Consider the following 21,954-nt stretch of genomic DNA (forward strand, 5'->3'; position numbering starts at 1 on the left):
TTCTGTCCGGCGCCGGCGGTGAGCACCTGGCCCATGATCACTTCATCGACCTGGGCGCCGTCGAGGCCGGTCTGGGCCAGCAGCTGGCGGATCACTGCGGCGCCGAGATCGACCGCGGGGATGTTCGCCAGCGAACCCTGGAAACTGCCGACCGCGGTGCGGGTGGCGGCAACGATTACGACGTCTTGCATGGTCTGGCTCCTGTTCAGGCGAACTGCATTTCAGGCACGTGGGCCGGCACGATCAGCTTGCCGGCGGTCTTGCTGACGATTTCCTCGACGCTCACCCCAGGCGCGCGCTCCTTGAGGATGAACGCGCCGTTCTCGATCTCCAGGTAAGCCAGGTCGGTCAGCACGCGCTTGATGCAGTTGGCGCCGGTCAGCGGCAGGCTGCAGCGCGACAGCAGTTTCGACTCGCCGTCTTTCGAGGCGTGGGTCATGGTGACGATGATGTTTTCCGCGCCGGCCACCAGGTCCATGGCGCCGCCCATGCCCTTGACCAGCTTGCCGGGGATCATCCAGGAGGCGATGTTGCCCTGCACGTCGACCTCGAAGGCGCCGAGCACGGTGAGGTCGATATGGCCGCCGCGGATCATCGCGAAGGATTCGGCAGAAGAGAAAATCGACGCGCCAATGCGTGCGGTGACCGTCTGTTTGCCGGCGTTGATCATGTCGGCATCGACTTCGTCGTCGGTGGGGAAGGCGCCCATGCCCAGCAGGCCGTTTTCCGATTGCAGCATCACTTCCATGCCGTCGGGGATGTAGTTGGCCACCAGGGTCGGGATGCCGATGCCGAGGTTCACGTAGAAGCCGTCCTGCAGTTCGCGGGCGACGCGTTGAGCCATTTGTTCGCGGGTAAGAGCCATTTTTTATTCTCCGTCAGTCGTTGGGCGGGCGATTACTTGCGCACGGTGCGCTGTTCGATGCGTTTTTCGAACGTGCCGCAAATGATCCGGTCGACGTAGATGCCGGGGGTGTGGATCTGCGTCGGGTCCAGCTCGCCCGGCTCGACGATCTCTTCGACCTCGACCACGGTGATCTTGCCGGCGGTGGCGGCCAGCGGGTTGAAGTTCTGCGCGGTGTGGCGGTAGACCACGTTGCCGAAATGGTCGGCTTTCCAGCCTTTGACGATGGCGAAGTCGCCGGTGATGGACTCTTCCATCAGGTAGGCGCGGCCGTTGAATTCACGGGTTTCCTTGCCGTCGGCGACCGGGGTGCCGACGCCGGTGGCGGTGAAGAAGGCCGGGATGCCGGCGCCGCCTGCGCGCATCTTTTCCGCCAGGGTGCCTTGGGGGGTCAGCACCACTTCGATTTCGCCGCTCAGCAGCTGTTTCTCGAACAGCGCGTTCTCGCCGACGTAGGAGGCGACCACCTTGCTGATCTGCCGGTCTTCCAGCAGCACGCCGAGGCCGAAACCGTCGACGCCGCAGTTGTTGGAGACCACGGTCAGGTCGCGGGTGCCGCGACGCTTGATCTCGGCGATCAGGTTTTCCGGAATGCCGCACAGGCCGAAGCCGCCGGAAATCACGGTCATGCCGTCCTTGAGGCCTTCGAGGGCTTCCTCGTAGGACGCTACGCGCTTGTCGAAACCTGCCATCTGCACATCCTCTTGTTATTCGTCTTTACGTGGCCTGCCGGCCGTTTGAACGGTGAGCCGCAGTGTTGCGCCGGGGCATTCATTTGTTAAGTTGATTTTTAAGGTTGATTGATAGATAAAACTCAACAGTCGATGCCGAGGTACCCCCCATGACTGTCAAACAGATCCGCGCCTTCCTGGCCGTGGCCCAGAGCCTGAGTTTCGCCGTGGCCTGCGAGCGCCTGCACCTGTCGCAGTCGGCCCTGAGCCTGACCATCAAGGCATTGGAGGATAGCCTGGGCGGCCGGCTGTTCAGCCGCAACACGCGCAACGTGGCCCTGACCCCGGAAGGCGAGGCCCTGGTGCCCCTGGCGCGTCGCCTGATCGCCGACTGGGACAACGCCGAGGACGAACTGCGCCAGCGCTTCACCCTGCAACGCGGGCGGGTGACCCTGGCGGCCATGCCGTCCTTCGCCGGCAACCTGCTGCCGCCGATTCTCAAGACCTTTCGCGCGCGGTATCCGCAGGTCAACGTCACAGTCAACGACGTGATCAACGAACAGGTGCTGGAGATGGTCCGCGACCGCCAGGTGGAACTGGGGGTGGCCTTCGAGCCGCAGCAAAGCGCCTCGCTGCAGTTTACCCCGCTGTACATCGATCGCTTCGTCGCCGTGGTGCCCAGCGATTCGCCCCTGGCGGCCCTGGCGGACATCGACTGGCAGTCGCTGCTGGAGCAGCCTTTCATCACCCTGCAACGACCCTCTACGGTGCGGGTGATGCTCGAAGAACACCTGCGGGCGCGGCAGATGAAACTGCCGGTGGAGTTCGAGAGCCACCAACTGGCGACGGTGGGGCGCATGGTCGCCAGCGGCCTGGGCGTCAGCGCGGTGCCGGCCCTGTGCGCGGGGCAGATGCAGGAACTGGGCGCCCGCTGTATCACCTTGCGCGACCCGGTGGTGGAGCGCGCCATCGGCGTACTGACCAACCCCGGGCACGAACTGTCGAGCGCGGCCCAGGCGTTGTTCGACATCCTGCGTGGGGCCGGGCTGGCCGAGCGCTTGTCGGTCGAGCCTTAAGGCACCAGGCGCTCGGCCAGTAGCGGCAACAGCTGCTCGCAGGAAGCGGCGATCTTCAGGTCCAGCAACTCGTCGGCACGGGTCTTGCCGAAGTTGATGGCGATCAGCGGCTTGCCTTGCTCGACCACGGCCTTGCACAGGCGGAAGGCCGAATAAGCCATCAGCGATGACCCCACCACCAGCAGGCCGGCGGCCTGTTCGACGCTGCTCATGGCCTTGGCGGCGGTGGCCTGGGCCACGTTCTCGCCGAAGAACACCACATCCGGTTTCAGCCGTTCGCCGGCGCAATGGGGGCAGCGCGGCACCTGGAAGCGTTCTTCGAGCGCCGGGTCCAGCAGGGTATCGCCGTCGGGAGCCTGTACGGCGTCGACGCCGGCCAGGTAGGGATTGTGCTGCTCCAGCAACTGCTGGATCGCCTGGCGCTGGCTGTGCCGGGCGCAATCCAGGCAGACCACCCGGTGCAGGCTGCCGTGCAGTTCGATCACGCCCTGGCTGCCGGCCTGGTCGTGCAGGGTGTCGACGTTCTGGGTGATGACCCCGGCGATCCGCTGCCGCGCCTGCAAATGCGCCAGGGCCTCATGGGCCGCGTTCGGCCGTGCCTGGCGGATCCGCGGCCAGCCGAGCATGGCCCGCGCCCAGTAGCGGCGCCGGGCTCTGGGGTCGGCCAGGAACTCCTGGTACATCATCGGCTGCTGGCCACGGCGCACGCCGTGGTTGTCGCGGTAGTCGGGAATCCCCGACGGGGTGCTGATGCCGGCGCCGGTGAGAACCATGAAGGGGCGCTCGGCCATCAGGCGCTGCAATTGCTCCAGGGGAGCGTCCAGGGTGTCGGTCATCTGAATCCTCGTGCTCGGGCGATGGCGCGGCGAAGGCATACCTTGTGCCTGGCGAGGATTTTAGACAAGGGGGCGGGAACTGGACGGCGAAGTTGCCGCCCAGCGTCGTGCAAGGCCGGCTCAGGAGGACTGCGCGCTGTCGTCCTGGGGGGCTTCGGTGGCTTCTTCCTGGCCCGGCAGTTCGGTGATCACGCTGAAGTCGCTGACCTCCACCGCCCCCAGGCCATAGCCCAGCAGGTGGAAAGAGAACGCTTTGCGCGATTCCGGGTTGGCGAAGCTGAAGTCCATTTCCAGCGGCTGGTCGGGCGTCACCAGCATCTCGTCCGGCAGGCCCAGGGCCACGTCCTGCTCGCGTTCCTTGCCCTTGAGCAGGATGTAGGCGTTCTGCTGCGGGTCGGCCGAGCGCACGGTGAAGCGCACCCGGGTCTGGGAGCCCTTGGGCATTTCCAGGTACTGGGCGCCGATCAGGTTGTCGGCCCAGTCGTCCTTGATCTGCGCTTGCAGCGGGATGATCGCCGGGCTGCCGAACTGGTAGTGCAGGTTCAGCGACGATTGCAGCAGGGTGCGGTCCAGGCCCTCGGCCCGGGCGCTGATCTGGCGTGCGCGCAGGCCGCCGTACTGGCCCTTGAAGGTGGCGCTGTCGGCGATGAAACCGGGGCTTGCGTAGTAGCGGCAGCGCTGCTGGAAATCGCATTCGGTCAGGGTGCCCTGGCCGTCGTGGTAGCGCAGCTTGCCGTTGGTGTAGGACATGATTTCCCGGCCCAGGGCGTAGTCTCGCAGCAGCGAGCGGCCGCTGAGGTTGTCCGGCGGCTGGAAGCCGAAATAGTCGAGCACCGAGGCGCTCAAGTCGACATGGCCGTAGGTCCCGGACTTGAGCTTCGGCAGTTGTGCCTGCTCCGGGGCCAGCATCAGGTTGAAGCCCCAGGACGAGGCCAGGCGCACGCCATCGATGCCGTGGGATTCGTCCGAGGTGATGATCACCAGGGTGTCTTTCAGTACGCCCTGGCGTTCCAGCTGGTCCATGAACTGGCCGATGGCGTCGTCCAGGTAGGCCACGGCGGCCTGCTTGGGCGTGTCGAAGCGGTTGAGGTAGTCCTCGGGCGCGGAGTAGGGCTGGTGGGTGCCGACGGTGAGCAGGGTGAGCATCCATGGCTTTTTCTGCTTTTTCAGCTGGCCGACATAGTCCAGCGCGCCTTCGAAGAAGGCCTTGTCGTCCTTGCCCCAGGGGAAGTCCAGGTAGTTGGCGTTGCTGAACCACTCCAGGCCGTGGGTCGCGTCGAAGCCGATGTGCGGCATGATCTTGTCTTTGGCCATGAAGCGCAGGCCGGCGCCTTGCAGGTAATGGGTGGCGAAGCCGTGCTGGCGCAGCTGGGCCGGCAGGCAGGCGCGGTTGCGCTGGCTCTGGGTCAGCAGCTCGATGCCCTTGGGCGTACCGTTGTCGAGCTTGTCGTAGTCGCCGCAGAGCATGGCGTACAGGCCGCGAATGGTCTGGTGGCTGTGCAGCACATAGTCCGGGGCATTCATGCCGCGTTCGGCCCAGGCGCTGAGCTTGGGCATCAGGTTGTCCTGATAGCGGCTGTGCAGGGCTTCGCGGTTGGTCTGGATATAGGCCCCGGGAATGCCTTCCAGGGCGATCAGCAGCACGTTGCGCGCCTGGCCCGGGCCGGCCAGCAGCCGCTCGCCGTCGAGGTCGAGCTGGGTCAGGCCGGCCATCTGCACCGGCAGTTCGGGCACATCGCCTTCGAGCCAGTCTTCCACCTGGATCTGCGCCTGGCCCGTGGCGGTCGCCAGGGCCTGGTGGGGCAGGTTGAACAGGTGCCATTGATCGGCGTCGCTGGGTTTCAGGTACTGGGCGCTGCCGTGGGCCAGCAACAGCAGCACCGGCAGCGTCCAGCTGTAACGGGGCAAGGTCGGCAGCTGCGCCGCGCGGCTACGGCGCTGGACGCCCAGCCACAGCGCCAGCCCCAGCAGCAGGGCCAGGCCCAGCCACGGGTGGGCCAGACCGCCGCCGGTGGAGTTGCCGACGAATTGCGGGTCCACCAGGTAATGCAGGTCGGCGATGTTGGGCATGCGCCCCACGGCGCTCACCAGTTCGGCGCTGACCAGGGTCAACAGGGCCCAGACCAGCAGCACCGGCAGGGCCAGCCACCAGGGGCGACGGTACAGCAGCACGGTGAGCAGGCTGGCGCTGGCCAGGTCTGACAGGTAGCCCAACGGGTTGGACCAGCCCAGGGCCAGGCGGGCGCCCATGGGCACCAGCAACAACAGGCCGAACAAGGCGCACAGCGGTGCAAAGGGGTGGTGTAGAAAACGACGAATCAACTTCACAAATAACCTGCCTGTCATCAAGGCTTCACGCAAATGTGCGCAATGGTAACAAGGGCAGGCGGCAAGACGTTTCTTATTCTTGAAGGAAATAAGGACGCAGGCCGCCAGGGAGGAGGCTTGAAGCCCCCTGTCCAGGCGTTTGGCGGCGGGATTGGCGAGGCGTCGTGGCGGCCGGATTAACTATTTCAGAGTGTTTAAAAAGCACAGCGGCGGCATTCAGCGCGCCCATTTGATGATCAGCCGGGCGAAAAACGCGCCGCTGACGATCACCGCGAACAAGCGCAAGGTCTGCATGGCCAGCACCAGGCCGACGTCGGCGTGGGTGTCTACCGCGATGATGGTCATGGAGTCCAGGCCGCCGGGGCTGGTGGCCAGGTAGACCGAGAGGAAGTCCTTGTCCATCCAGTGGGCCAGCAGCCAGGCCGACAGCGCGCAGAGGGCGATCAGCAGCACCGCGCCGAGAATCATCGCCGGCAGCCGGCTCCACACGTAGCGCACGGTCGGCCGGTCGAAGCGCAGGCCGACGTAGCAGCCGATGGCGCCGTAGGCCAGGGCCAGCAGCCAGCCGGGCAGGGTGATGTGCAGCAGCCCGGAGATCTGCAGGGCGCCGCCGATCAGCAGCGGCACCAGCAGGGCCCCGGCCGGCACCCGCGAACCGAGCAGCACGCCGAGCACGAGGGTGCCCAGGGTCAGGCCGAGGTTGAGCAGGGTGAAGGTCTGCAGGGTGACTTCGCTGGCGTGGGCTTCGCTGCCGCCGGCCGGAACGCCGATCCAGTGGCTGGCCAGGGCGCCGATCATCACCACACAGACCACCCGTACGTACTGCATGGTGGCCACCACCCGCGAGTCGGCGCCGAAATCGTCGGCCATCGCCACCATGGCCGAAGCCGCCCCCGGTGCGGTGCCCCAGGCCGCGGTGCTCGCCGGCAGGCCGCCGAGGCGCACCAGGGCCAGGCCGACCAGGGCGCTGAGGCAGACGGTGAGCAGGGTGGCGAACAGCATCACGTGCCAGGACTGCGCCATCGAGGCCAGCACCGCCATGGTCATGGAGTGGGCGGCGAGAAGCCCGACCGAGCCCTGGCCGAGACGGAAGGCCTGGCGCGGCATGCGAATGCGGGCGCCGCTGACGCCGAAGCCGATGGCCACCAGCATCGGCCCGAGAAACTGGCCGGCGGGCACTTGGAAATGCTTGAGCAACTGCCCGGCGCTGCCGGCCAGGAGCAGCAGCGCCAGCCATTGCAAGGGCAGGGGCCAGGTAGACAGGGACAAGCACGAGGGATGGGGCAAGGGCATTCTCCGGTGCGCTGGCCGTTCCTGTTGCGGGACCGTTGCTACCAGCGCTTCGGGGCAAATTATTGATAGCGCAACCGATCAAGTCCAGTTTCTAATTGTCATCAATCAATAACTCTGGTTTATCGATTATGGACCTGCGCGACCTGACGTATTTCGAAACCATCGCCGAGCTGGGCCACCTCGGGCGCGCCGCACAGAAGCTCAACCGCAGCCAGCCGGCGCTGAGCAAAAGCATCCAGCGCCTGGAGGAGTCCTTCGGCACCCGACTGTTCGAGCGCGAGGGGCGGCGGATCAAGCTGACGGCGGTGGGCGAGCTGCTGCAACAGCGCGCCCGGCAGTTGCAGCAGAACATCGCCGAGACCCACCGCGAGGTGCGCGATTTCGCCAGCGGCGTGCTGGGCAATATCCGCCTGGGCTGCGCGGCGAGCATGGCCGAGCACCTGCTGCCGCAGATGACCGCGGCGCTGCTGGAGCATGCGCCGGACATCACCCTGAACCTGGCGATCGGCCAGGACGACATGCTGCGCGAGTCGCTGCGTTCCGGGCGCCTGGACATGGTGATCTGCCCGCTGTCCGAGGGCGATCCGCAGTTGCTGCACCATGCCTTGTTCGAGGACGAAGCGGTGGTGGTCGCCAGCCGCGACCATCCGCTGTTCGACGGGCCGATGCGCCTGCGCGACCTGTGCGACTACCGTTGGGTGCTGCCGGGGACCGGGGTCTCGTCCCGGCGCTGGATCGACAATGTGTTCCAGAGCCACCAACTGCCGTTGCCTTCGGTGCAGATCGAGACCAACACCATTTCCCTGTTGCCGCGGCTGATCGGCAAGACCGGGCTGCTGAGTTTCCTGGCCCGGGAAACCCTGGACGACTTCAAGGGTATCGCTCACTTGCGGGAAGTGCCGCTGGAACAGACCCGCATGCATCGCAGCATCGTGGTGCTGGTGCGCAGCGAAGGCTACCTGTCGCCGGCGGCCCAGGCCCTGCTGGACCTGCTCAAGCGCGAGGGGCGCAGTTTCTTTAGCGCCGGATGACCCCCGCACACTGGGCGGGCGGTGGTAATGGTGATGATGGGCTGGATGTAGCCGCTGCCGCAGGCTGCGATCGCCCGCGTAGCGGGCGCAAACCTGTGGACGCGGTTTGCCTGATAGAGCGCGTTGCATGCCAGGGCACCGGCGTTGCCGGCTATCGCGAGCAAGCTTCGCTCCTACAGGGGGGCTATGCGGTGAGGGGAAGGTAGCCGCCCGAAGGCAGCTACCGGGGGAGGATCATTCGCCGCGGATGTACTGCTCCAGCTGGCGGATCAGGTCGGCCTGTTCGGCGATGGCTTCCTTGACCAGGTCGCCGATGGACAGCAGGCCCAATAACTGGCCGTTCTCCACCACCGGCAGGTGGCGCAGGTGGCTGTCGGTCATGATGCCCATGCAGGTTTCCACGCTCTGGTGCGAGTCCACGGTGATCACCGGCGAACTCATGATCGCGCTGACCGGCGTGCCCACCGAGGAGCGGCCGTGCAGCACCAGTTTGCGCGCGTAGTCGCGCTCGCTGATCACCCCGACTATTTCGCCGTTCTGCACCACTGGCAGGGCGCCGACGTTCTTCTCGGCCATCAGCATCAGCGCCTCGAGCACCATCTGGTGCGGCGCGATGGTGTGCACTTGCTGGTTGTGCTTGGCCTTCAACTTCAGTACTTCAGCGACGCTCTTCATGGGGCGCTCCTTGTTAGGCCCGGGACGGTCTGGCGCCGCCCCGCGGGGGTTCCTAAAGAATCGTTGAGAGTGAACGAAGGGGCAAGGTTGAAAAGCGGCGCCCAGTGCAGGAAAAACGTCACTGAATCGATTTTTTCGCAAAGCCGTCCCGACGCCCGTGGCTCAATGGCCGAAGCGCGCCAGGGAAAACGCACTCAGGTCGATCTCGCTGTGTCCGTCCACCAGTCGCTGGGCCAGGGCTTCGCCAATGGCCGCAGAATGTTTGAAACCGTGACCCGAGCAGGCGCTGACCACGGTGACGTTGGCCAGGCTTGGGTGCTGGTCGATGATGAAGTGCGAGTCCGGGGTCACGGTGTAGGCGCAGACGGCGGACTTCACCAGCTCTGGCGTGACGCCAGTGATATGGGCGAGTACCAGGTCGCGGTACATCGCCTCGCCCTGCGCCGCGCTGACCTGGCGATCCAGAGTGTCCGGCGTCGAGCTCTGGCTGTACTGCTCGGTGGCGATCTTCATGCTGCCTTCGCCGGGGATCGGCGGAAAGCCGTAGCAGGTCTGCTCGTCGCTGGCGCCGTGGACGATAAAGCTCGGCGAGTGCTCGGGAACGATCACCGGCTGCGCCAACCGGTACCAGTACAGCGTCTGCCGGCAGACCCGCAGCAGCTCGTCGAAGGGCGCTCCCAGCAATTGGCTGGACCACATGCCGGCACAGACCACCACCTTGGCCGCGGTGATGCGCCGGTTCTGGCTGGTGACCTGTACTTGCCCCCGATCGCTGTCGATAGCCAGCACCGTCTCGCCGGTGAACAGCGTCGCGCCCAGCTGGCGGGCCAGGGTCAGTTGCGCGTCGATGCAGCGTTCGGGCCGTACATAACCGCCGCCGGGTTCGAAGTAACCCAGGGCGCTGTCGTGGATCGGCGCGAACTGCGGGAAGCGCTGGCGGATCTGCGCGGCGTCCAGCACTGCATGTTCGATGCCGAAGCGGCGAGCCAGGGCCAGGGTGTTTTCGGTGAAGTCCGGCGTACCGTCCTGGCCGGTCGGGGTGGCACTGGAGGTCATCACCAGCACGCCGCATTGTTCGAACAGCGGCGTATCCAGTTGGGCTTCCAGTTCGCGCCAGATCTGCTGCGCGCGGATCGCCAGCGGCACATAGGCCGCGCCTTCGCCCACGGCCTGGCGGGTGATGCGGGTGTCGCCATGGCTCGAGCCCTGATCGTGGGGCGGGGCGAAGCGGTCGATACCGGCCACCTTCACCCCGCGCTTGGCCAACTGGTACAGGGTGGCCGCGCCCATGGCGCCCAGGCCGACTACAACGACATCGAATTCGGGTGTCTGCATGGCGGTGTCCTTGGACTGTCAGCGGCGATTGATAGTGGCCAGGGTCATGGGCGCGATGAGCCGATGGAACGGCGCCACCGGCAGCATGTACAGGCGCCCCAGCAGGTTGTGCGGATGGACCACGGTGGACAGCACCACCGGTCGTCGGCCCTCGGCGGTCAGTGGCAGGCGGTTGAGGGACAGGTACACGTCCAGGTGCTGGTCGCGGTCCGCCACCAGCACCTCGTCGGGGTGCTGGGAGACCAGGGTGAAGATGCCGACCCGGTCGCCGGGCTGGTAATCCTCGTCGGCCCGGGCCAGGTCGATCCGGGTCAGGCGCCCCAGGTCCTTGAGGCCGAACAGCTGCACCACGCGGTTGCGCAGGGCCATCATCCGGTCGATCCAGGCCGGGGTCTGGCTCATCAGGTGCAGCAGGTGGCGCATGGCGCTGCGGTCGGGGTCCTGGGCCAGGACCTGGCGGCAATCGATGAAGCTCGCCCCGGCGGCCAGGTTGGCGATGCTGGAAGGGCTGGGCAATGGGCAAGGCTGGACGGCGGTTTGCATCGATACGTTCCCTGTAGAAGTGGCGGCAAAAAATAGCATTGTTTGCAGGGGGAGCGCTGGAGGGGGCGGGCTCTTGCGAGCGCTGCGCACTCGATCGCAGCCTCGCTGGCGCTCGACAGCGGCTACATACATGGCCTACGCCAATTCTTGTAGCCGCTGCCGAGCCTGCGAGGCTGCGATAAGGCCCGCAGGGCCTTCAGCGATCTGGAGAACGCCGCGCCCCTGCGGGTCGTACGCAGACAGGGTTTTGTGTGTGGGCCGAAAGCAAAAAAGGCGCCCGAGGAGGGCGCCAAGGAGTCGCCTGAACCGAGGGAGCCAGGCGAGCCCGTTCGCAGGAGTGTCGCGGTGGTAAGGCGCGACATGAACGGAAGAGGGCAGCGGCGCCCGGCGCAATGGCCGGGCGCGCGGGGTATTTATTTGCCGAGCTTGATCCGCGTCCAGCCACGGTTCATCACGCGCTGGATGGGGATCGGCTGGTCGGGCACCGCGTACAGGGTGGCGAGCACCGCTTGTGGCGGGTACGAGGCCGGGTCGTTGCGGATCGCCTCGTCCACCAGCGGCGTGGCGGCCGCATTGGCGTTGCTGTAGCCCAGGCTGTTGGTGACCTCGGCGACGATGTCCGGGCGCATCAGGAAGTTCATGAACAGGTAGGCGTTGTCGACGTTGGCCGCGTCCTTGGGCATGGCCATCATGTCGTAGAAACTGCCGGCGCCTTCCTTGGGAATGCTGAAGGCGACCTTCTCCTTGTTGCCCGCTTCTTCGGCCCGGGAGCGCGCCTGCAGCACATCGCCGGAGTAGCCCACGGCCACGCAGATATTGCCGTTGGCCAGGTCCGAGATGTACTTGGAGGAATGGAAGTAGGTCACCGACGGCCGGATCTTCATGAACAGCGCTTCGGCTTCGAGGATCTGCGCCTTGTCCTTGCTGGTCACCGGGTAGCCCAGGTAATGCAGGGCGGCCGGGAGCATTTCGGTCGGCGAGTCGAGGAAGCTGATGCCGCAGGCCTTGAGCTTCTCGGCGTTCTCCGGCTTGAACAGCAGGTCCCAGGAATTGACCGGCGCGTCGCTACCCAGCACCGCCTTGACCTTGTCCGGGTTGTAGCCGATGCCGATCGAGCCCCACATGTAGGGGAAGGCGTGGGCGTTGCCCGGGTCGCTGGCGGCGACGTTCTTGAGCAGCACCGGGTTGAGGTTCTTCCAGTTCGGCAGCCGCGACTTGTCCAGTTCCTGGTAGACCCCGGCCTTGATCTGCTTGGCTAAAAAGCTGTTGGACGGGACCACGATGTCATAGCCCGACTTGCCGGTGAGCAGGCGCGCCTCCAGGGTTTCGTTGCTGTCGAACACGTCGTAGGTGACGTGGATGCCGGTCTCGGCCTCGAACTTCTTCAGGGTGTCCGGGGCGATATAGTCCGACCAGTTGTAGACGCGCAACTCCTTGTCGTTGGCCTGGGCGCCGGTAACCAGGGCGCCGACTAGGGACAGCGATAGCACGCTTTTGGCGAACAACATCCTGCCAAGCATTTTCATCGGTACAACTCCATTTCTTATTGTGCAGATCGCTGCAGCTGGAACGCGGGGTGTCGTGAAACGCGACGGCCTAGGCCGTCGCTTGCATCCGTGGGCTTGCGGGTTGATAGGCTTCGTTGGCGGTGAACTCCATGGCTTCCTGGATCGCCCGCTTGCGGCGTTCTTCGGCGCGCCGGCCGAAGAACCAGACCAGGAAAGTCGCCAGCGACACCGCCAGCAGGATCAGGCTGGCCACGGCGTTGATCTCCGGTTTCACCCCCAGGCGCACCGCCGAGAACACTTCCATCGGCAAGGTGGTGGAGCCCGGGCCCGAGACGAAGCTCGCCAGCACCAGATCGTCCAGGGACAAAGCGAACGACATCATGCCGCCCGCCGCCAGCGACGGCGCGATCATCGGGATGGTGATCAGGAAGAACACCTTGAACGGCCGTGCCCCCAGATCCATCGCCGCCTCCTCGATGGACAGGTCCAGTTCACGCAAGCGCGCGGAGACTACCACGGCCACGTAGGCGGCGCAGAATGTTGTGTGGGCGATCCAGATGGTGACGATGCCGCGCTCCTGGGGCCAGCCGATCAGTTGCGCCATGGCCACGAACAACAGCAGCAGCGACAGGCCGGTGATCACCTCGGGCATTACCAACGGCGCGGTGACCAGGCCGCCGAACAGGGTGCGCCCCTTGAAGCGGGTGACCCGGGTCAGCACGAAGGCCGCCAGGGTGCCCAACGCCACCGCCGCGATTGCCGTGTAGCAGGCGATCTCCAGGGAGCGCACCACCGAGCCCATCAGTTGCGAGTTGTCCAGCAGACCGACGTACCACTTCACCGACCAGCCACCCCAGACCGTCACCAGCTTGGAAGCGTTGAACGAATAGATCACCAGGATCAGCATCGGCAGGTAAATGAACACCAGGCCGAGCACCAGCATCAGGCTGGAAAATCCGAAACGTTTCATGCCCGTCCCTCCATCTCTTTGGCCTGGCTGCGGTTGAACAGCAGGATCGGAATAATCAGGATCGCCAGCATCACCACCGCCAGTGCGGAGGCCACCGGCCAGTCACGGTTGTTGAAGAACTCCTGCCACAGCACGCGGCCGATCATCAGGGTCTCTGGACCGCCCAGCAGCTCCGGAATCACGAACTCGCCCACCACCGGGATGAACACCAGCATGCAGCCGGCGATGATGCCGTTCTTGGCCAGCGGCACGGTGATTTTCCAGAAGCTGTTGAAGGTGCTCGACCCCAGGTCCGAGGCGGCTTCCAGCAGGCTCGGGTCGTGCTTGACCAGGTTGGCGTACAGCGGCAGCACCATGAACGGCAGGTAGGCGTAGACCACGCCGATATAGACCGCGGTATTGGTGTTGAGGATTTCGATCGGCGCCGAGGTCAGCCCGCTCCACATCAGGAAGGCATTGAGCAGGCCGTTGTTGCTGAGGATGCCCATCCAGGCATAGACGCGGATCAGGATCGCGGTCCAGGTCGGCATCATGATCAGCAGCAGCAACACGTTCTGCGCTTCCTTGCTGGCCTTGGTGATGGCGTAGGCCATGGGGAAGCCGATCAGCAGACACATCAGGGTGCTGAGCAGGGCGACCTTCAGCGAGCCGAGGTAGGCCGAGATATACAGCTCGTCGCCCACCAGCAGCACGTAGTTGCCGACGTTGAGCAGCAGCTGGAATTTCTGTTCGGCGAAGCTGTAGATCTCCGAGTAGGGCGGAATCGCCAGGGCGGCTTCCGAGAAGCTGATCTTCATCACCAGGAAGAACGGCAGCATGAAGAACAGGAACAGCCAGAGGAAGGGAATGCCGATCACCAGCTTGCGACCGCTGGGCAGCACACGGAGCAGTTTGCGATTGAGGGTCATGGTCGAGGTACTCATGCGCGCAGTACCACGCCGCTGTCGTCTTCCCACCAGACGTAGACCTGGTCGTCCCAGGTCGGCCGCGCACCGCGGCGTTCGGCGTTGGCCATGAACGACTGGACGATCTTGCCGCCGGGCAGTTCGACGTAGAACACCGAATGCCCGCCGAGGTAGGCGATGTCGTGCACTTTGCCCCGGGACCAGTTGTAGCGCAGCTCGGGTTTTGTGGTGCTGACCAGCATCTTTTCCGGGCGGATGGCGTAGGTCACCGACTTGTCCTGCACCGAGGTGCTGACGCCGTGGCCGACGTAGATCTTCTGTTCCAGCTCGGGGCAGTGGATCACCGCGTGGCCTTCCAGGTCCTCGATCACGGTGCCGTCGAAGGCGTTCACGTTGCCGATGAACTCGCAGACCATGCGGCTCACCGGGGCTTCGTAGATGTCCACCGGGCTGCCGGTCTGGGCGATCCAGCCCAGGTGCATGATGGCGATGCGCTGGGCCATGGTCATGGCCTCCTCCTGGTCGTGGGTCACCATCACGCAGGTCACGCCGACGCGCTCGATGATCTCCACCAGCTCCAGTTGCATCTGCGAGCGCAGCTTCTTGTCCAGGGCGCCCATGGGTTCGTCGAGCAGCAGCAGTTTCGGGCGCTTGGCCAGGGAGCGGGCCAGGGCCACGCGCTGGCGCTGGCCGCCGGACAGTTGGTGGGGCTTGCGCTTGGCGTACTGGGTCATGTGCACCAGCTTGAGCATCTCGCCGACCCGGGCGTCGATCTCGTCGGCCGGCAGGCGGTCCTGCTTGAGGCCGAAGGCGATGTTCTGGGCCACGGTCATGTGCGGGAACAGCGCGTAGGACTGGAACATCATGTTGATCGGCCGCTCGTAGGGCGGCATGTCGGTGATGTCCACGCCATCCAGCAGGATGCGCCCTTCGGTGGGCCGCTCGAAACCGGCGAGCATGCGCAGCAGGGTGGATTTGCCGGAGCCCGAGCCGCCGAGCAGGGCGAAGATCTCGCCCTGGTGGATCTCCAGGGACACATCGTCCACGGCCACGGTTTCATCGAACTTCTTGGTCACGCGGTCGATCTTCACCAGAACCTTTTGCGGGCTCGGGTTGCCTTCGAGGGCTTTCCGGTAAGTGCTGGAGGCGTTTGCCATGTGAAACTCCCAACAGGTGTCAGCAGCCGGGCCAATACGGCCGGGCCTAAAGGTGGATTGCCAGCCCGCGCGGGGCGGGTCGGTTCGGCGCTGCCGTCCTGGCGGCCTGACGCTATTTGTTGTTGTGGTCTTGCCGGGTGTTGCTCACGCCGAATGTCGGGCGCGCACAGGCGCGCTCGCCGTGGGGCAGGGCGTGATGAATCGTGTCGAGTGTCAGGGCCGCTGTGGCGGCCCTGCTTCAGGGATCAGGCTTCAGGGTTCGGGGCTTGGCGCCGTTGCGCGGCCCGTTGCCGGCAGGCATCGCCGAAAGCCTGGAAGATCCGCAGGTAGACCGGGTTCGACAGCACCTGCCATTCCGGATGCCACTGCACGCCGAGGGCAAAGGCCGTGCTGTGCTCGACCGACACCGCTTCGATCAGGCCATCCGGCGCCAGGGCCTCGGCGCGCAGGCCGGGGGCCAGGCGGTCGATGCCCTGGCTGTGGATCGAGTTGACCTGGAACTCATGGGGCAGGTCCAGGGCCTGGAATACACCGCCGGCCTGCACCGTAACGGCATGGGCAGGGGCGTATTGCACGGCCAGGTCCGGGTGGTCGGCTTCGCGGTGGTCGAGGTAGCCCGGCAGTTCATGCACCTTCTGGTGCAGGCTGCCGCCGAAGGCCACGTTCAGCTCCTGGAAGCCGCGGCAGATGCCCAGTACCGGCACGCCGGCGGCAATCGCCGCGCGCAGCAGGGGCAGGGTGGTGGCATCGCGTTGGGGGTCGTGGGCGGTGCCCGGTTCGCTGGCCGGGCCCTGGTAGTGGAAGGGTTCCACATTCGACGGCGAGCCGGTGAACAGCAGGCCGTCCAGGTTGCGCAGCAGATCCTCGCTATCGATCAGATCCGCCAGGGAAGGAATGATCAGGGGCAGACCCTTGGCCGCGGCACTGACAGCACGCAAGTACTTGTCGCCGCTGACGTGGTAGGGGTGCAGCCCGATCTCTTTGACGCACGCAGTAACGCCGATCAATGGCTTGAATGCCATTTTTATCACCTCGAAATTCACGCAGGAACGAGTTTTTCCAGAGCTTAGCCTCGTTGATTTTAATTGACAACCGGGGTGTAAAAAATTCTAAACGAAATATTTCTCTTGCCAGTGAACGGCGCCTTGCGGCGCCTGCGTTGTGGCGATAAGGAGCAAAATATTTAACGATTTTGCTGGCTTGCCTGCTCTTGACTTCACTTTTCCTTTCGGATTGACTGCTGCCACGCAACAGCCTTGAACATAATAATTAACACATAGGTGCATCATGTCGGTCCCACTGCGTGCCGTTCAGCTCAACGAAGCCAACGCCTTCCTGAAAAAACATCCCGAGGTCCTGTACGTCGATCTGCTGATTGCAGACATGAACGGCGTGGTGCGCGGCAAGCGCATCGAGCGTACGGCCCTGCACAAGGTGTACGAGAAAGGCATCAACCTGCCGGCCTCGCTGTTCGCCCTGGACATCAACGGCTCCACCGTGGAAAGCACCGGCCTGGGCCTGGACATCGGCGACGCCGACCGCATCTGCTACCCGATCCCCGGCACCCTGAGCGTCGAGCCCTGGCAGAAGCGCCCCACCGCGCAACTCTTGATGACCATGCACGAGATCGAGGGCGAACCCTTCTTCGCCGACCCGCGGGAAGTGCTGCGCAAGGTGGTGAGCAAGTTCGACGAACTGGGCCTGACCATCTGCGCGGCCTTCGAGCTGGAGTTCTACCTGATCGATCAGGACAACGTGAACGGCCGCCCGCAATCGCCGCGTTCGCCGATCTCCGGCAAGCGCCCGCATTCGACCCAGGTCTACCTGATCGACGACCTCGACGAATACGTCGACTGCCTGCAGGACATTCTCGAGGGCGCCAAGGAGCAGGGCATCCCGGCCGACGCCATCGTCAAGGAAAGCGCCCCGGCGCAGTTCGAGGTCAACCTGCACCACGTGTCCGACCCGATCAAAGCCTGCGACTACGCGGTGCTGCTCAAGCGCCTGGTGAAGAACATCGCCTACGACCACGAGATGGACACCACCTTTATGGCCAAGCCCTACCCGGGCCAGGCCGGCAACGGTTTGCACGTGCACATTTCGATCCTCGACAAGCAGGGCAACAACATCTTCGCCAGCGAAGACCCAGAGACCAACGAGGCCCTGCGCCATGCCATCGGCGGCGTGCTCGACACCCTGCCGGAGCAGATGGCGTTCCTCTGCCCGAACGTCAACTCCTACCGCCGTTTCGGCGCGCAGTTCTACGTGCCGAACTCGCCGACCTGGGGCATCGACAACCGCACCGTGGCCGTGCGCGTGCCCACCGGCTCGCCGGACGCAGTGCGCATTGAGCACCGGGTCGCCGGCGCCGACGCCAACCCCTACCTGCTGATGGCCTCGGTGCTATCGGGCATTCACCACGGCCTGACCAACCAGATCGAGCCCGGCCCGGCGATGGAAGGCAACGCTTACGAGCAGAGCGAGCCGAGCCTGCCGAGCAACCTGCGCGACGCCCTGCGGGTGCTGGACGACAGCGAGGTGATGGCCAAGTACATCGACCCGACCTACATCGACGTGTTCGTCGCCTGCAAGGAAAGCGAGCTGGCCGAGTTCGAAAACTCCATTTCCGACCTCGAATACAACTGGTACCTGCACACGGTCTGACGCCGTGCCTATTCCTGCGTTGAGTATTTGCCATGACTAAATCCCGCAGCGACTGGGAGCAGCGCTTCCAGTCCTTGACCCTCGAAGGGCGCGCCTTTATCGACGGCCAGTATTGCCATGCCGCCAGCGGCGCCACCTTTGAAAACACCAGCCCGGTGGACGGGCGCTTTTTGGCCAACGTCGCCAGCACCGACGAGGCCGATGCCGAGCGCGCGGTGCAGGTGGCGCGCCGGGCGTTCGAGTCCGGTGTGTGGTCGCGCCAGGCCCCGGCCGAGCGCAAGCGTGTGCTGATCCGTTTTGCCGACTTGATCCTCGCGCACCAGGAAGAACTGGCGCTCCTGGAAACCCTGGACATGGGCAAGCCCATCGGCGACTCGATGAGCATCGACGTGCCGGCCACTGCCAATGCGATCCGCTGGAGCGCCGAGGCCATCGACAAGATTTACGACGAAGTCGCCGCCACGCCCCACGACCAGTTGGGCCTGGTGACCCGCGAAGCGTCCGGCGTAGTCGCGGCCATCGTGCCGTGGAACTTCCCGCTGATCATGGCCAGCTGGAAGTTCGCCCCGGCCTTGGCGGCGGGCAACTCGTTCATTCTCAAACCGTCGGAAAAGTCGCCGCTGACCGCGATCCGCATCGCCCAGTTGGCCCTAGACGCTGGTATTCCTGAAGGCGTGTTCAACGTCCTGCCGGGCTACGGCCACACCGTGGGCAAGGCCCTGGCCCTGCATATGGACGTGGACGTGCTGGCCTTCACCGGCTCCACCGCGGTGGGCAAGCAACTGCTGGTGTACTCCGGGCAGAGCAACATGAAGCGGGTGTGGCTGGAGGCGGGCGGCAAGAGCCCCAACGTGGTGTTCGCCGACGCCCCGGACCTGCGCGCCGCGGCGCAAGCGGCGGCTAGCGCCATCGCTTTCAACCAGGGCGAAGTCTGCACCGCCGGTTCGCGGCTGCTGGTGGAACGTTCGATCCGCGAGCAGTTCATTCCGTTGCTGGTGGAAGCCCTCAAAGCCTGGAAACCCGGCCATGCGTTGGACCCGGCTACCCGAGTCGGCGCCGTGGTGGACCAGCGCCAACTGGACAACGTGCTGCGCTTTATCGAGATCGGCAAGGAGCAGGGCGGCCAACTGCTGGCCGGCGGCGCGCGGACCCTGGAAAGCACTGGCGGCCTGTACGTCGAGCCAACCATTTTCGACGGCGTGACCAACGCCATGACGATCGCCCGCGAAGAGATCTTCGGCCCGGTGCTTTCGGTCATCAGTTTCGACACAGAAGAAGAAGCGCTGCAGATTGCCAACGACAGCATCTTCGGCCTGGCGGCCGGGGTCTGGACCAGCAACCTGAGCCGCGCCCACCGCTTCGCCCGCGGCCTGCGCGCCGGCAGCGTGTGGGTCAACCAGTACGACGGCGGTGACATGACCGCGCCGTTCGGCGGCTTCAAGCAGTCCGGCAACGGCCGCGACAAGTCGCTGCACGCCTTCGACAAGTACACCGAGCTGAAAGCGACCTGGATCAAGCTCTAAGACCTATAACAACAGCGGGGCGGGCGTTGATCCGCACTTGCTGGGGAATTCGATAATGCAAACCTACGTAAACAGCTACTACGCCGCGACCCGCAACCCGACCGCCGACTTTCCGGTGCTCGAAGAGCTGGTGGAGTGCGACGTCTGCGTGATCGGCGCCGGCTACACCGGCCTGTCCTCGGCGCTGTTCCTGGCGGAAGCCGGCTACAGCGTCACCGTGCTCGAAGCGGCCAAGGTCGGCTTCGGCGCCAGCGGGCGCAACGGCGGGCAACTGGTCAACTCCTACAGCCGCGACGTCGATGTGATCGAGTCGCGCTACGGCGAGAAAAGCGCCGAAGTGCTGGGCAGCATGATCTTCGAAGGCGCCGAGATCATTCGCCAGCGCATCCAGCATTACGACATCCAGTGCGACTACCGCCCGGGCGGCATCTTCGCGGCGATGAACAACAAACAGTTCAAGGGCCTGGCCGAACAGAAGGCCACCTGGGAGCGCTACGGCAACAAGAACTTGAAGCTGCTGGACCAGGCGCAGATCGCCCGGGAAGTCGGTTCCGACGCCTATGTCGGCGGCCTGCTGGACATGCAGGGCGGGCACATCCACCCGCTGAACCTGGCCCTGGGCGAAGCCAGCGCCATCATCGGCCTGGGCGGCAAGATCTTCGAGCAATCGGCGGCGGTGGAAATCACCTACGGCGAACCCAACGTGGTACGCACCGCCAAGGGCGTGGTTCGCGCCAAGTACCTGCTGATCGCCGGCAACGCCTACCTGCAACAGGACCTCGACCCGCGGGTAACGCGCAAGAGCATGCCCTGCGGCTCGCAGATCGTGGTCACCGAGCCGCTGTCGGAGCAAGTGGCCCGCAGCCTGATCCGCAACAACTACTGCGTGGAAGACTGCAACTACCTGCTGGACTACTACCGCCTCACCGCCGACAACCGCCTGCTGTACGGCGGCGGCGTGGTCTACGGCGCCCGCGAGCCGGACGACATCGAGCAACTGATCCGGCCGAAGATCCTCAAGACCTTCCCGCAACTGAAGAACGTGAAGATCGACTACCGCTGGACCGGCAACTTCCTGCTGACCATGTCGCGCATGCCGCAATTCGGCCGCATCGAAAAGAACGCCTACTACATGCAGGGCTACAGCGGCCACGGCGTCACCTGCTCGCACCTGGCCGGCAAGCTGATCGCCGAAATGATCCGCGGCGACGCCGAACGCTTCGACGCCTTCGCCTCCCTGCCGCATATGCCGATGTTCGGCGGCCGCACCTTCCAGGCCCCGCTGACCGCCATGGGCGCGGCGTACTACGCCCTGCGCGACCGCCTGGGCATCTAAGAGCTGACAGGGCGCGTGGGCACGGCAACCCACGCTCCTGCTCTTGTAGGAGCGCAGCTTGCTCGCGATAAACGATGACGCGGAGCGCCAGACACACCGCGTCGGCAGGTTTGGCGCCCGCTGCGCGGTCGATCGCAGCCTCGCTAACGCTCGACAGCGGCTACACCCAGGCGGCCCCAACACCGGGCCAACCCCGGCTCAACACCGACCTGTAGCCGCTGCCGAGCCCCGGCGAGGCTGCGAAGAGGTCCGCAGGACCTCCCAGGCCCCGCAAACCCACCGTAAAATCCCCGCAAACCCCTTATCGCCAGCCTTTACAGCACCGCCGTCAAACATGTTTAAATAGCCGCCTTTCAGGCTCCAGAGGCACCCAAATCGCGACAATCGCGACCCAAGCGCCGAAATACCCTTAAGTACACCTCACATAAGGCTGCTATGGACACGGGCACTCGACTCAAACTCGTTCGCGAAAGCTACAAACTGTCCCAGCGCGAGCTGGCCCGACGCAGCGGCGTAACCAACGCCACCATCTCCCTGATCGAACAGAACCGCGTCAGCCCCTCCGTCAGCTCCCTGAAAAAGCTGCTCGAAGGCATCCCCATGTCCCTGGCCGACTTCTTCACCTTCGACCAGCCCCCGCGCGAACACCAATACGTCTTCCGCGCCAACGAACAACCCGACCTCGGCCGCGACGGCGCCCGCCTGCTGCTGATCGGCGCTGCACTGCCCAGCCGCCAGATGCGCTTCCTGCGCGAACAATACGCCCCCGGCGCCAGCTCCGGCGACGAACCGATCGTGCATGCGGAAGGGGAGGAGTGTGGGCTTGTGACCCGTGGCACCGTGGAGTTGACGGTGGATGGGCAGGTGAGCGTGTTGAACCCGGGGGATGGGTATTATTTTCCGACGACCTTGCCGCATAAGTTTCGCAATATTGGGCAGGATGAGGCGGAGATTATTAGTGCGAATACGCCGGCGAACTTCTGAGGCGGGCAATGCCTGAAACGCTCTCTTGATCTTGAGCGGCTGATTGATAGCCGCTTACCCTCACCATGGCTGTGATTTTACGGGGCGCTCTTGAGCTATTTCTCGGCTCTTGAATACTGACGAGTAATGTAGATATCTGCTTGGTTGAGGAGCGTCCGCTTACAAGCGGTCTTTCGGTTCATGCGGAAATCGGTGCGATCCACTGCACCAAGTAG

The 21,954-nt window shown here is 64.8% G+C and carries 19 protein-coding genes and 1 pseudogene; 6 read left to right on the forward strand and 14 right to left on the reverse strand.

Annotation, left to right across the window (positions count from 1 at the left end; translation table 11 throughout):
* The 3 genes and pseudogenes from ACQKQA_RS06030 to ACQKQA_RS06040 all read right to left on the reverse strand — a co-directional run.
* Positions 1-191, reverse strand: a pseudogene (locus ACQKQA_RS06030) (acetyl-CoA C-acetyltransferase); the annotation flags it as partial.
* 14 nt (positions 192-205) lie between these two features.
* A complete protein-coding gene (locus tag ACQKQA_RS06035; RefSeq protein WP_016703337.1) occupies positions 206-865 on the reverse strand; it encodes a CoA transferase subunit B in 660 nt (219 codons plus the stop codon).
* Between the two features lie 32 nt (positions 866-897).
* Positions 898-1,596 carry a CoA transferase subunit A gene (locus tag ACQKQA_RS06040; RefSeq protein ID WP_007920583.1) on the reverse strand — a complete coding sequence of 233 codons (699 nt, stop codon included), beginning with the start codon at positions 1,594-1,596 and terminating at the stop codon, positions 898-900.
* Between the two features lie 149 nt (positions 1,597-1,745).
* Between ACQKQA_RS06040 and ACQKQA_RS06045 the strand changes: the two genes are divergently transcribed.
* The gene (locus ACQKQA_RS06045) at positions 1,746-2,651 is read left to right on the forward strand and encodes a LysR substrate-binding domain-containing protein (protein WP_427554529.1); all 906 of its coding nucleotides are present in this window, start codon (positions 1,746-1,748) and stop codon (positions 2,649-2,651) included.
* Here the strand turns inward: ACQKQA_RS06045 and ACQKQA_RS06050 are convergent.
* The 3 genes from ACQKQA_RS06050 to ACQKQA_RS06060 all read right to left on the reverse strand — a co-directional run bounded on the left by ACQKQA_RS06050 (position 2,648) and on the right by ACQKQA_RS06060 (position 7,108).
* Positions 2,648-3,487 carry an NAD-dependent protein deacetylase gene (locus ACQKQA_RS06050; protein WP_427554531.1) on the reverse strand — a complete coding sequence of 280 codons (840 nt, stop codon included), beginning with the start codon at positions 3,485-3,487 and terminating at the stop codon, positions 2,648-2,650. The genes ACQKQA_RS06045 and ACQKQA_RS06050 overlap by 4 nt on opposite strands.
* Before the next feature lie 120 nt (positions 3,488-3,607).
* Positions 3,608-5,833, reverse strand: a complete 2,226-nt coding sequence (locus ACQKQA_RS06055) for an LTA synthase family protein (protein WP_427554532.1) — start codon at positions 5,831-5,833, stop codon at positions 3,608-3,610.
* 198 nt (positions 5,834-6,031) lie between these two features.
* Complete coding sequence (locus ACQKQA_RS06060; RefSeq protein ID WP_427554534.1) at positions 6,032-7,108, reverse strand: AbrB family transcriptional regulator; 1,077 nt, start codon at positions 7,106-7,108, stop codon at positions 6,032-6,034.
* Positions 7,109-7,236: 128 nt separating this feature from the next.
* On the opposite strand from ACQKQA_RS06060, the gene ACQKQA_RS06065 reads away from it, so the two are divergent.
* Positions 7,237-8,139 (forward strand): LysR family transcriptional regulator, encoded by a 903-nt coding sequence (locus tag ACQKQA_RS06065; RefSeq protein ID WP_427554536.1) that lies wholly within the window; start codon positions 7,237-7,239, stop codon positions 8,137-8,139.
* Positions 8,140-8,373: 234 nt separating this feature from the next.
* Here the strand turns inward: ACQKQA_RS06065 and ACQKQA_RS06070 are convergent, their stop codons facing one another.
* From ACQKQA_RS06070 to ACQKQA_RS06105, 8 genes are all read right to left on the reverse strand, one after another.
* Positions 8,374-8,814: a CBS domain-containing protein gene (locus ACQKQA_RS06070; protein WP_427554538.1), complete on the reverse strand. Its 441-nt coding sequence runs from the start codon at positions 8,812-8,814 to the stop codon at positions 8,374-8,376.
* A 162-nt stretch (positions 8,815-8,976) separates the two neighbouring features.
* Entirely contained in the window at positions 8,977-10,149 is a 1,173-nt protein-coding gene (solA, locus tag ACQKQA_RS06075; RefSeq protein WP_427554540.1) for an N-methyl-L-tryptophan oxidase, read from the reverse strand.
* Positions 10,150-10,167: 18 nt separating this feature from the next.
* The gene (locus ACQKQA_RS06080) at positions 10,168-10,692 is read right to left on the reverse strand and encodes a DUF2867 domain-containing protein (protein WP_427554542.1); all 525 of its coding nucleotides are present in this window, start codon (positions 10,690-10,692) and stop codon (positions 10,168-10,170) included.
* A 413-nt stretch (positions 10,693-11,105) separates the two neighbouring features.
* Positions 11,106-12,218: a polyamine ABC transporter substrate-binding protein gene (locus ACQKQA_RS06085; RefSeq protein ID WP_427554544.1), complete on the reverse strand. Its 1,113-nt coding sequence runs from the start codon at positions 12,216-12,218 to the stop codon at positions 11,106-11,108.
* A 70-nt stretch (positions 12,219-12,288) separates the two neighbouring features.
* Positions 12,289-13,170, reverse strand: a complete 882-nt coding sequence (locus ACQKQA_RS06090) for an ABC transporter permease subunit (protein ID WP_427554546.1) — start codon at positions 13,168-13,170, stop codon at positions 12,289-12,291.
* On the reverse strand, positions 13,167-14,048 hold the full coding sequence (locus ACQKQA_RS06095) for an ABC transporter permease subunit (RefSeq protein ID WP_427554720.1): 882 nt from the start codon (positions 14,046-14,048) through the stop codon (positions 13,167-13,169). The genes ACQKQA_RS06090 and ACQKQA_RS06095 overlap by 4 nt, the downstream gene beginning before the upstream one ends.
* Positions 14,049-14,089: 41 nt before the next feature.
* The gene (locus tag ACQKQA_RS06100) at positions 14,090-15,232 is read right to left on the reverse strand and encodes an ABC transporter ATP-binding protein (protein ID WP_427554548.1); all 1,143 of its coding nucleotides are present in this window, start codon (positions 15,230-15,232) and stop codon (positions 14,090-14,092) included.
* Between the two features lie 245 nt (positions 15,233-15,477).
* Entirely contained in the window at positions 15,478-16,254 is a 777-nt protein-coding gene (locus ACQKQA_RS06105; RefSeq protein ID WP_427554550.1) for a gamma-glutamyl-gamma-aminobutyrate hydrolase family protein, read from the reverse strand.
* Positions 16,255-16,519: 265 nt separating this feature from the next.
* Between ACQKQA_RS06105 and ACQKQA_RS06110 the strand changes: the two genes are divergently transcribed.
* From ACQKQA_RS06110 to ACQKQA_RS06125, 4 genes are all read left to right on the forward strand, one after another.
* Entirely contained in the window at positions 16,520-17,896 is a 1,377-nt protein-coding gene (locus tag ACQKQA_RS06110; RefSeq protein WP_427554552.1) for a glutamine synthetase family protein, read from the forward strand.
* A gap of 32 nt (positions 17,897-17,928) precedes the next feature.
* Positions 17,929-19,419 (forward strand): aldehyde dehydrogenase, encoded by a 1,491-nt coding sequence (locus tag ACQKQA_RS06115; protein WP_427554554.1) that lies wholly within the window; start codon positions 17,929-17,931, stop codon positions 19,417-19,419.
* Between the two features lie 55 nt (positions 19,420-19,474).
* On the forward strand, positions 19,475-20,755 hold the full coding sequence (locus tag ACQKQA_RS06120) for an NAD(P)/FAD-dependent oxidoreductase (RefSeq protein ID WP_427554556.1): 1,281 nt from the start codon (positions 19,475-19,477) through the stop codon (positions 20,753-20,755).
* A 435-nt stretch (positions 20,756-21,190) separates the two neighbouring features.
* Entirely contained in the window at positions 21,191-21,739 is a 549-nt protein-coding gene (locus ACQKQA_RS06125) for a cupin domain-containing protein (protein WP_075119104.1), read from the forward strand.
* Positions 21,740-21,954: the final 215 nt, after the last annotated feature.

The sequence above is a fragment of the Pseudomonas sp. NPDC089530 genome, assembly GCF_050280705.1.
GTDB lineage: Bacteria > Pseudomonadota > Gammaproteobacteria > Pseudomonadales > Pseudomonadaceae > Aquipseudomonas.

What these genes read in the sequence shown, in the direction of transcription:
- ACQKQA_RS06120 (WP_427554556.1), top strand. Translation starts at nt 19,475, where the DNA reads ATGCAAACCTACGTAAACAGCTACTACGCCGCGACCCGCAACCCGACC.
- ACQKQA_RS06090 (WP_427554546.1), bottom strand. Translation starts at nt 13,170, where the DNA reads ATGAAACGTTTCGGATTTTCCAGCCTGATGCTGGTGCTCGGCCTGGTG.
- ACQKQA_RS06060 (WP_427554534.1), bottom strand. Translation starts at nt 7,108, where the DNA reads ATGCCCTTGCCCCATCCCTCGTGCTTGTCCCTGTCTACCTGGCCCCTG.
- ACQKQA_RS06070 (WP_427554538.1), bottom strand. Translation starts at nt 8,814, where the DNA reads ATGAAGAGCGTCGCTGAAGTACTGAAGTTGAAGGCCAAGCACAACCAG.
- ACQKQA_RS06125 (WP_075119104.1), top strand. Translation starts at nt 21,191, where the DNA reads ATGGACACGGGCACTCGACTCAAACTCGTTCGCGAAAGCTACAAACTG.
- solA (WP_427554540.1), bottom strand. Translation starts at nt 10,149, where the DNA reads ATGCAGACACCCGAATTCGATGTCGTTGTAGTCGGCCTGGGCGCCATG.
- ACQKQA_RS06115 (WP_427554554.1), top strand. Translation starts at nt 17,929, where the DNA reads ATGACTAAATCCCGCAGCGACTGGGAGCAGCGCTTCCAGTCCTTGACC.
- ACQKQA_RS06085 (WP_427554544.1), bottom strand. Translation starts at nt 12,218, where the DNA reads ATGAAAATGCTTGGCAGGATGTTGTTCGCCAAAAGCGTGCTATCGCTG.
- ACQKQA_RS06080 (WP_427554542.1), bottom strand. Translation starts at nt 10,692, where the DNA reads ATGCAAACCGCCGTCCAGCCTTGCCCATTGCCCAGCCCTTCCAGCATC.
- ACQKQA_RS06065 (WP_427554536.1), top strand. Translation starts at nt 7,237, where the DNA reads ATGGACCTGCGCGACCTGACGTATTTCGAAACCATCGCCGAGCTGGGC.
- ACQKQA_RS06105 (WP_427554550.1), bottom strand. Translation starts at nt 16,254, where the DNA reads ATGGCATTCAAGCCATTGATCGGCGTTACTGCGTGCGTCAAAGAGATC.
- ACQKQA_RS06035 (WP_016703337.1), bottom strand. Translation starts at nt 865, where the DNA reads ATGGCTCTTACCCGCGAACAAATGGCTCAACGCGTCGCCCGCGAACTG.
- ACQKQA_RS06100 (WP_427554548.1), bottom strand. Translation starts at nt 15,232, where the DNA reads ATGGCAAACGCCTCCAGCACTTACCGGAAAGCCCTCGAAGGCAACCCG.
- ACQKQA_RS06040 (WP_007920583.1), bottom strand. Translation starts at nt 1,596, where the DNA reads ATGGCAGGTTTCGACAAGCGCGTAGCGTCCTACGAGGAAGCCCTCGAA.
- ACQKQA_RS06050 (WP_427554531.1), bottom strand. Translation starts at nt 3,487, where the DNA reads ATGACCGACACCCTGGACGCTCCCCTGGAGCAATTGCAGCGCCTGATG.
- ACQKQA_RS06045 (WP_427554529.1), top strand. Translation starts at nt 1,746, where the DNA reads ATGACTGTCAAACAGATCCGCGCCTTCCTGGCCGTGGCCCAGAGCCTG.
- ACQKQA_RS06110 (WP_427554552.1), top strand. Translation starts at nt 16,520, where the DNA reads ATGTCGGTCCCACTGCGTGCCGTTCAGCTCAACGAAGCCAACGCCTTC.
- ACQKQA_RS06055 (WP_427554532.1), bottom strand. Translation starts at nt 5,833, where the DNA reads ATGACAGGCAGGTTATTTGTGAAGTTGATTCGTCGTTTTCTACACCAC.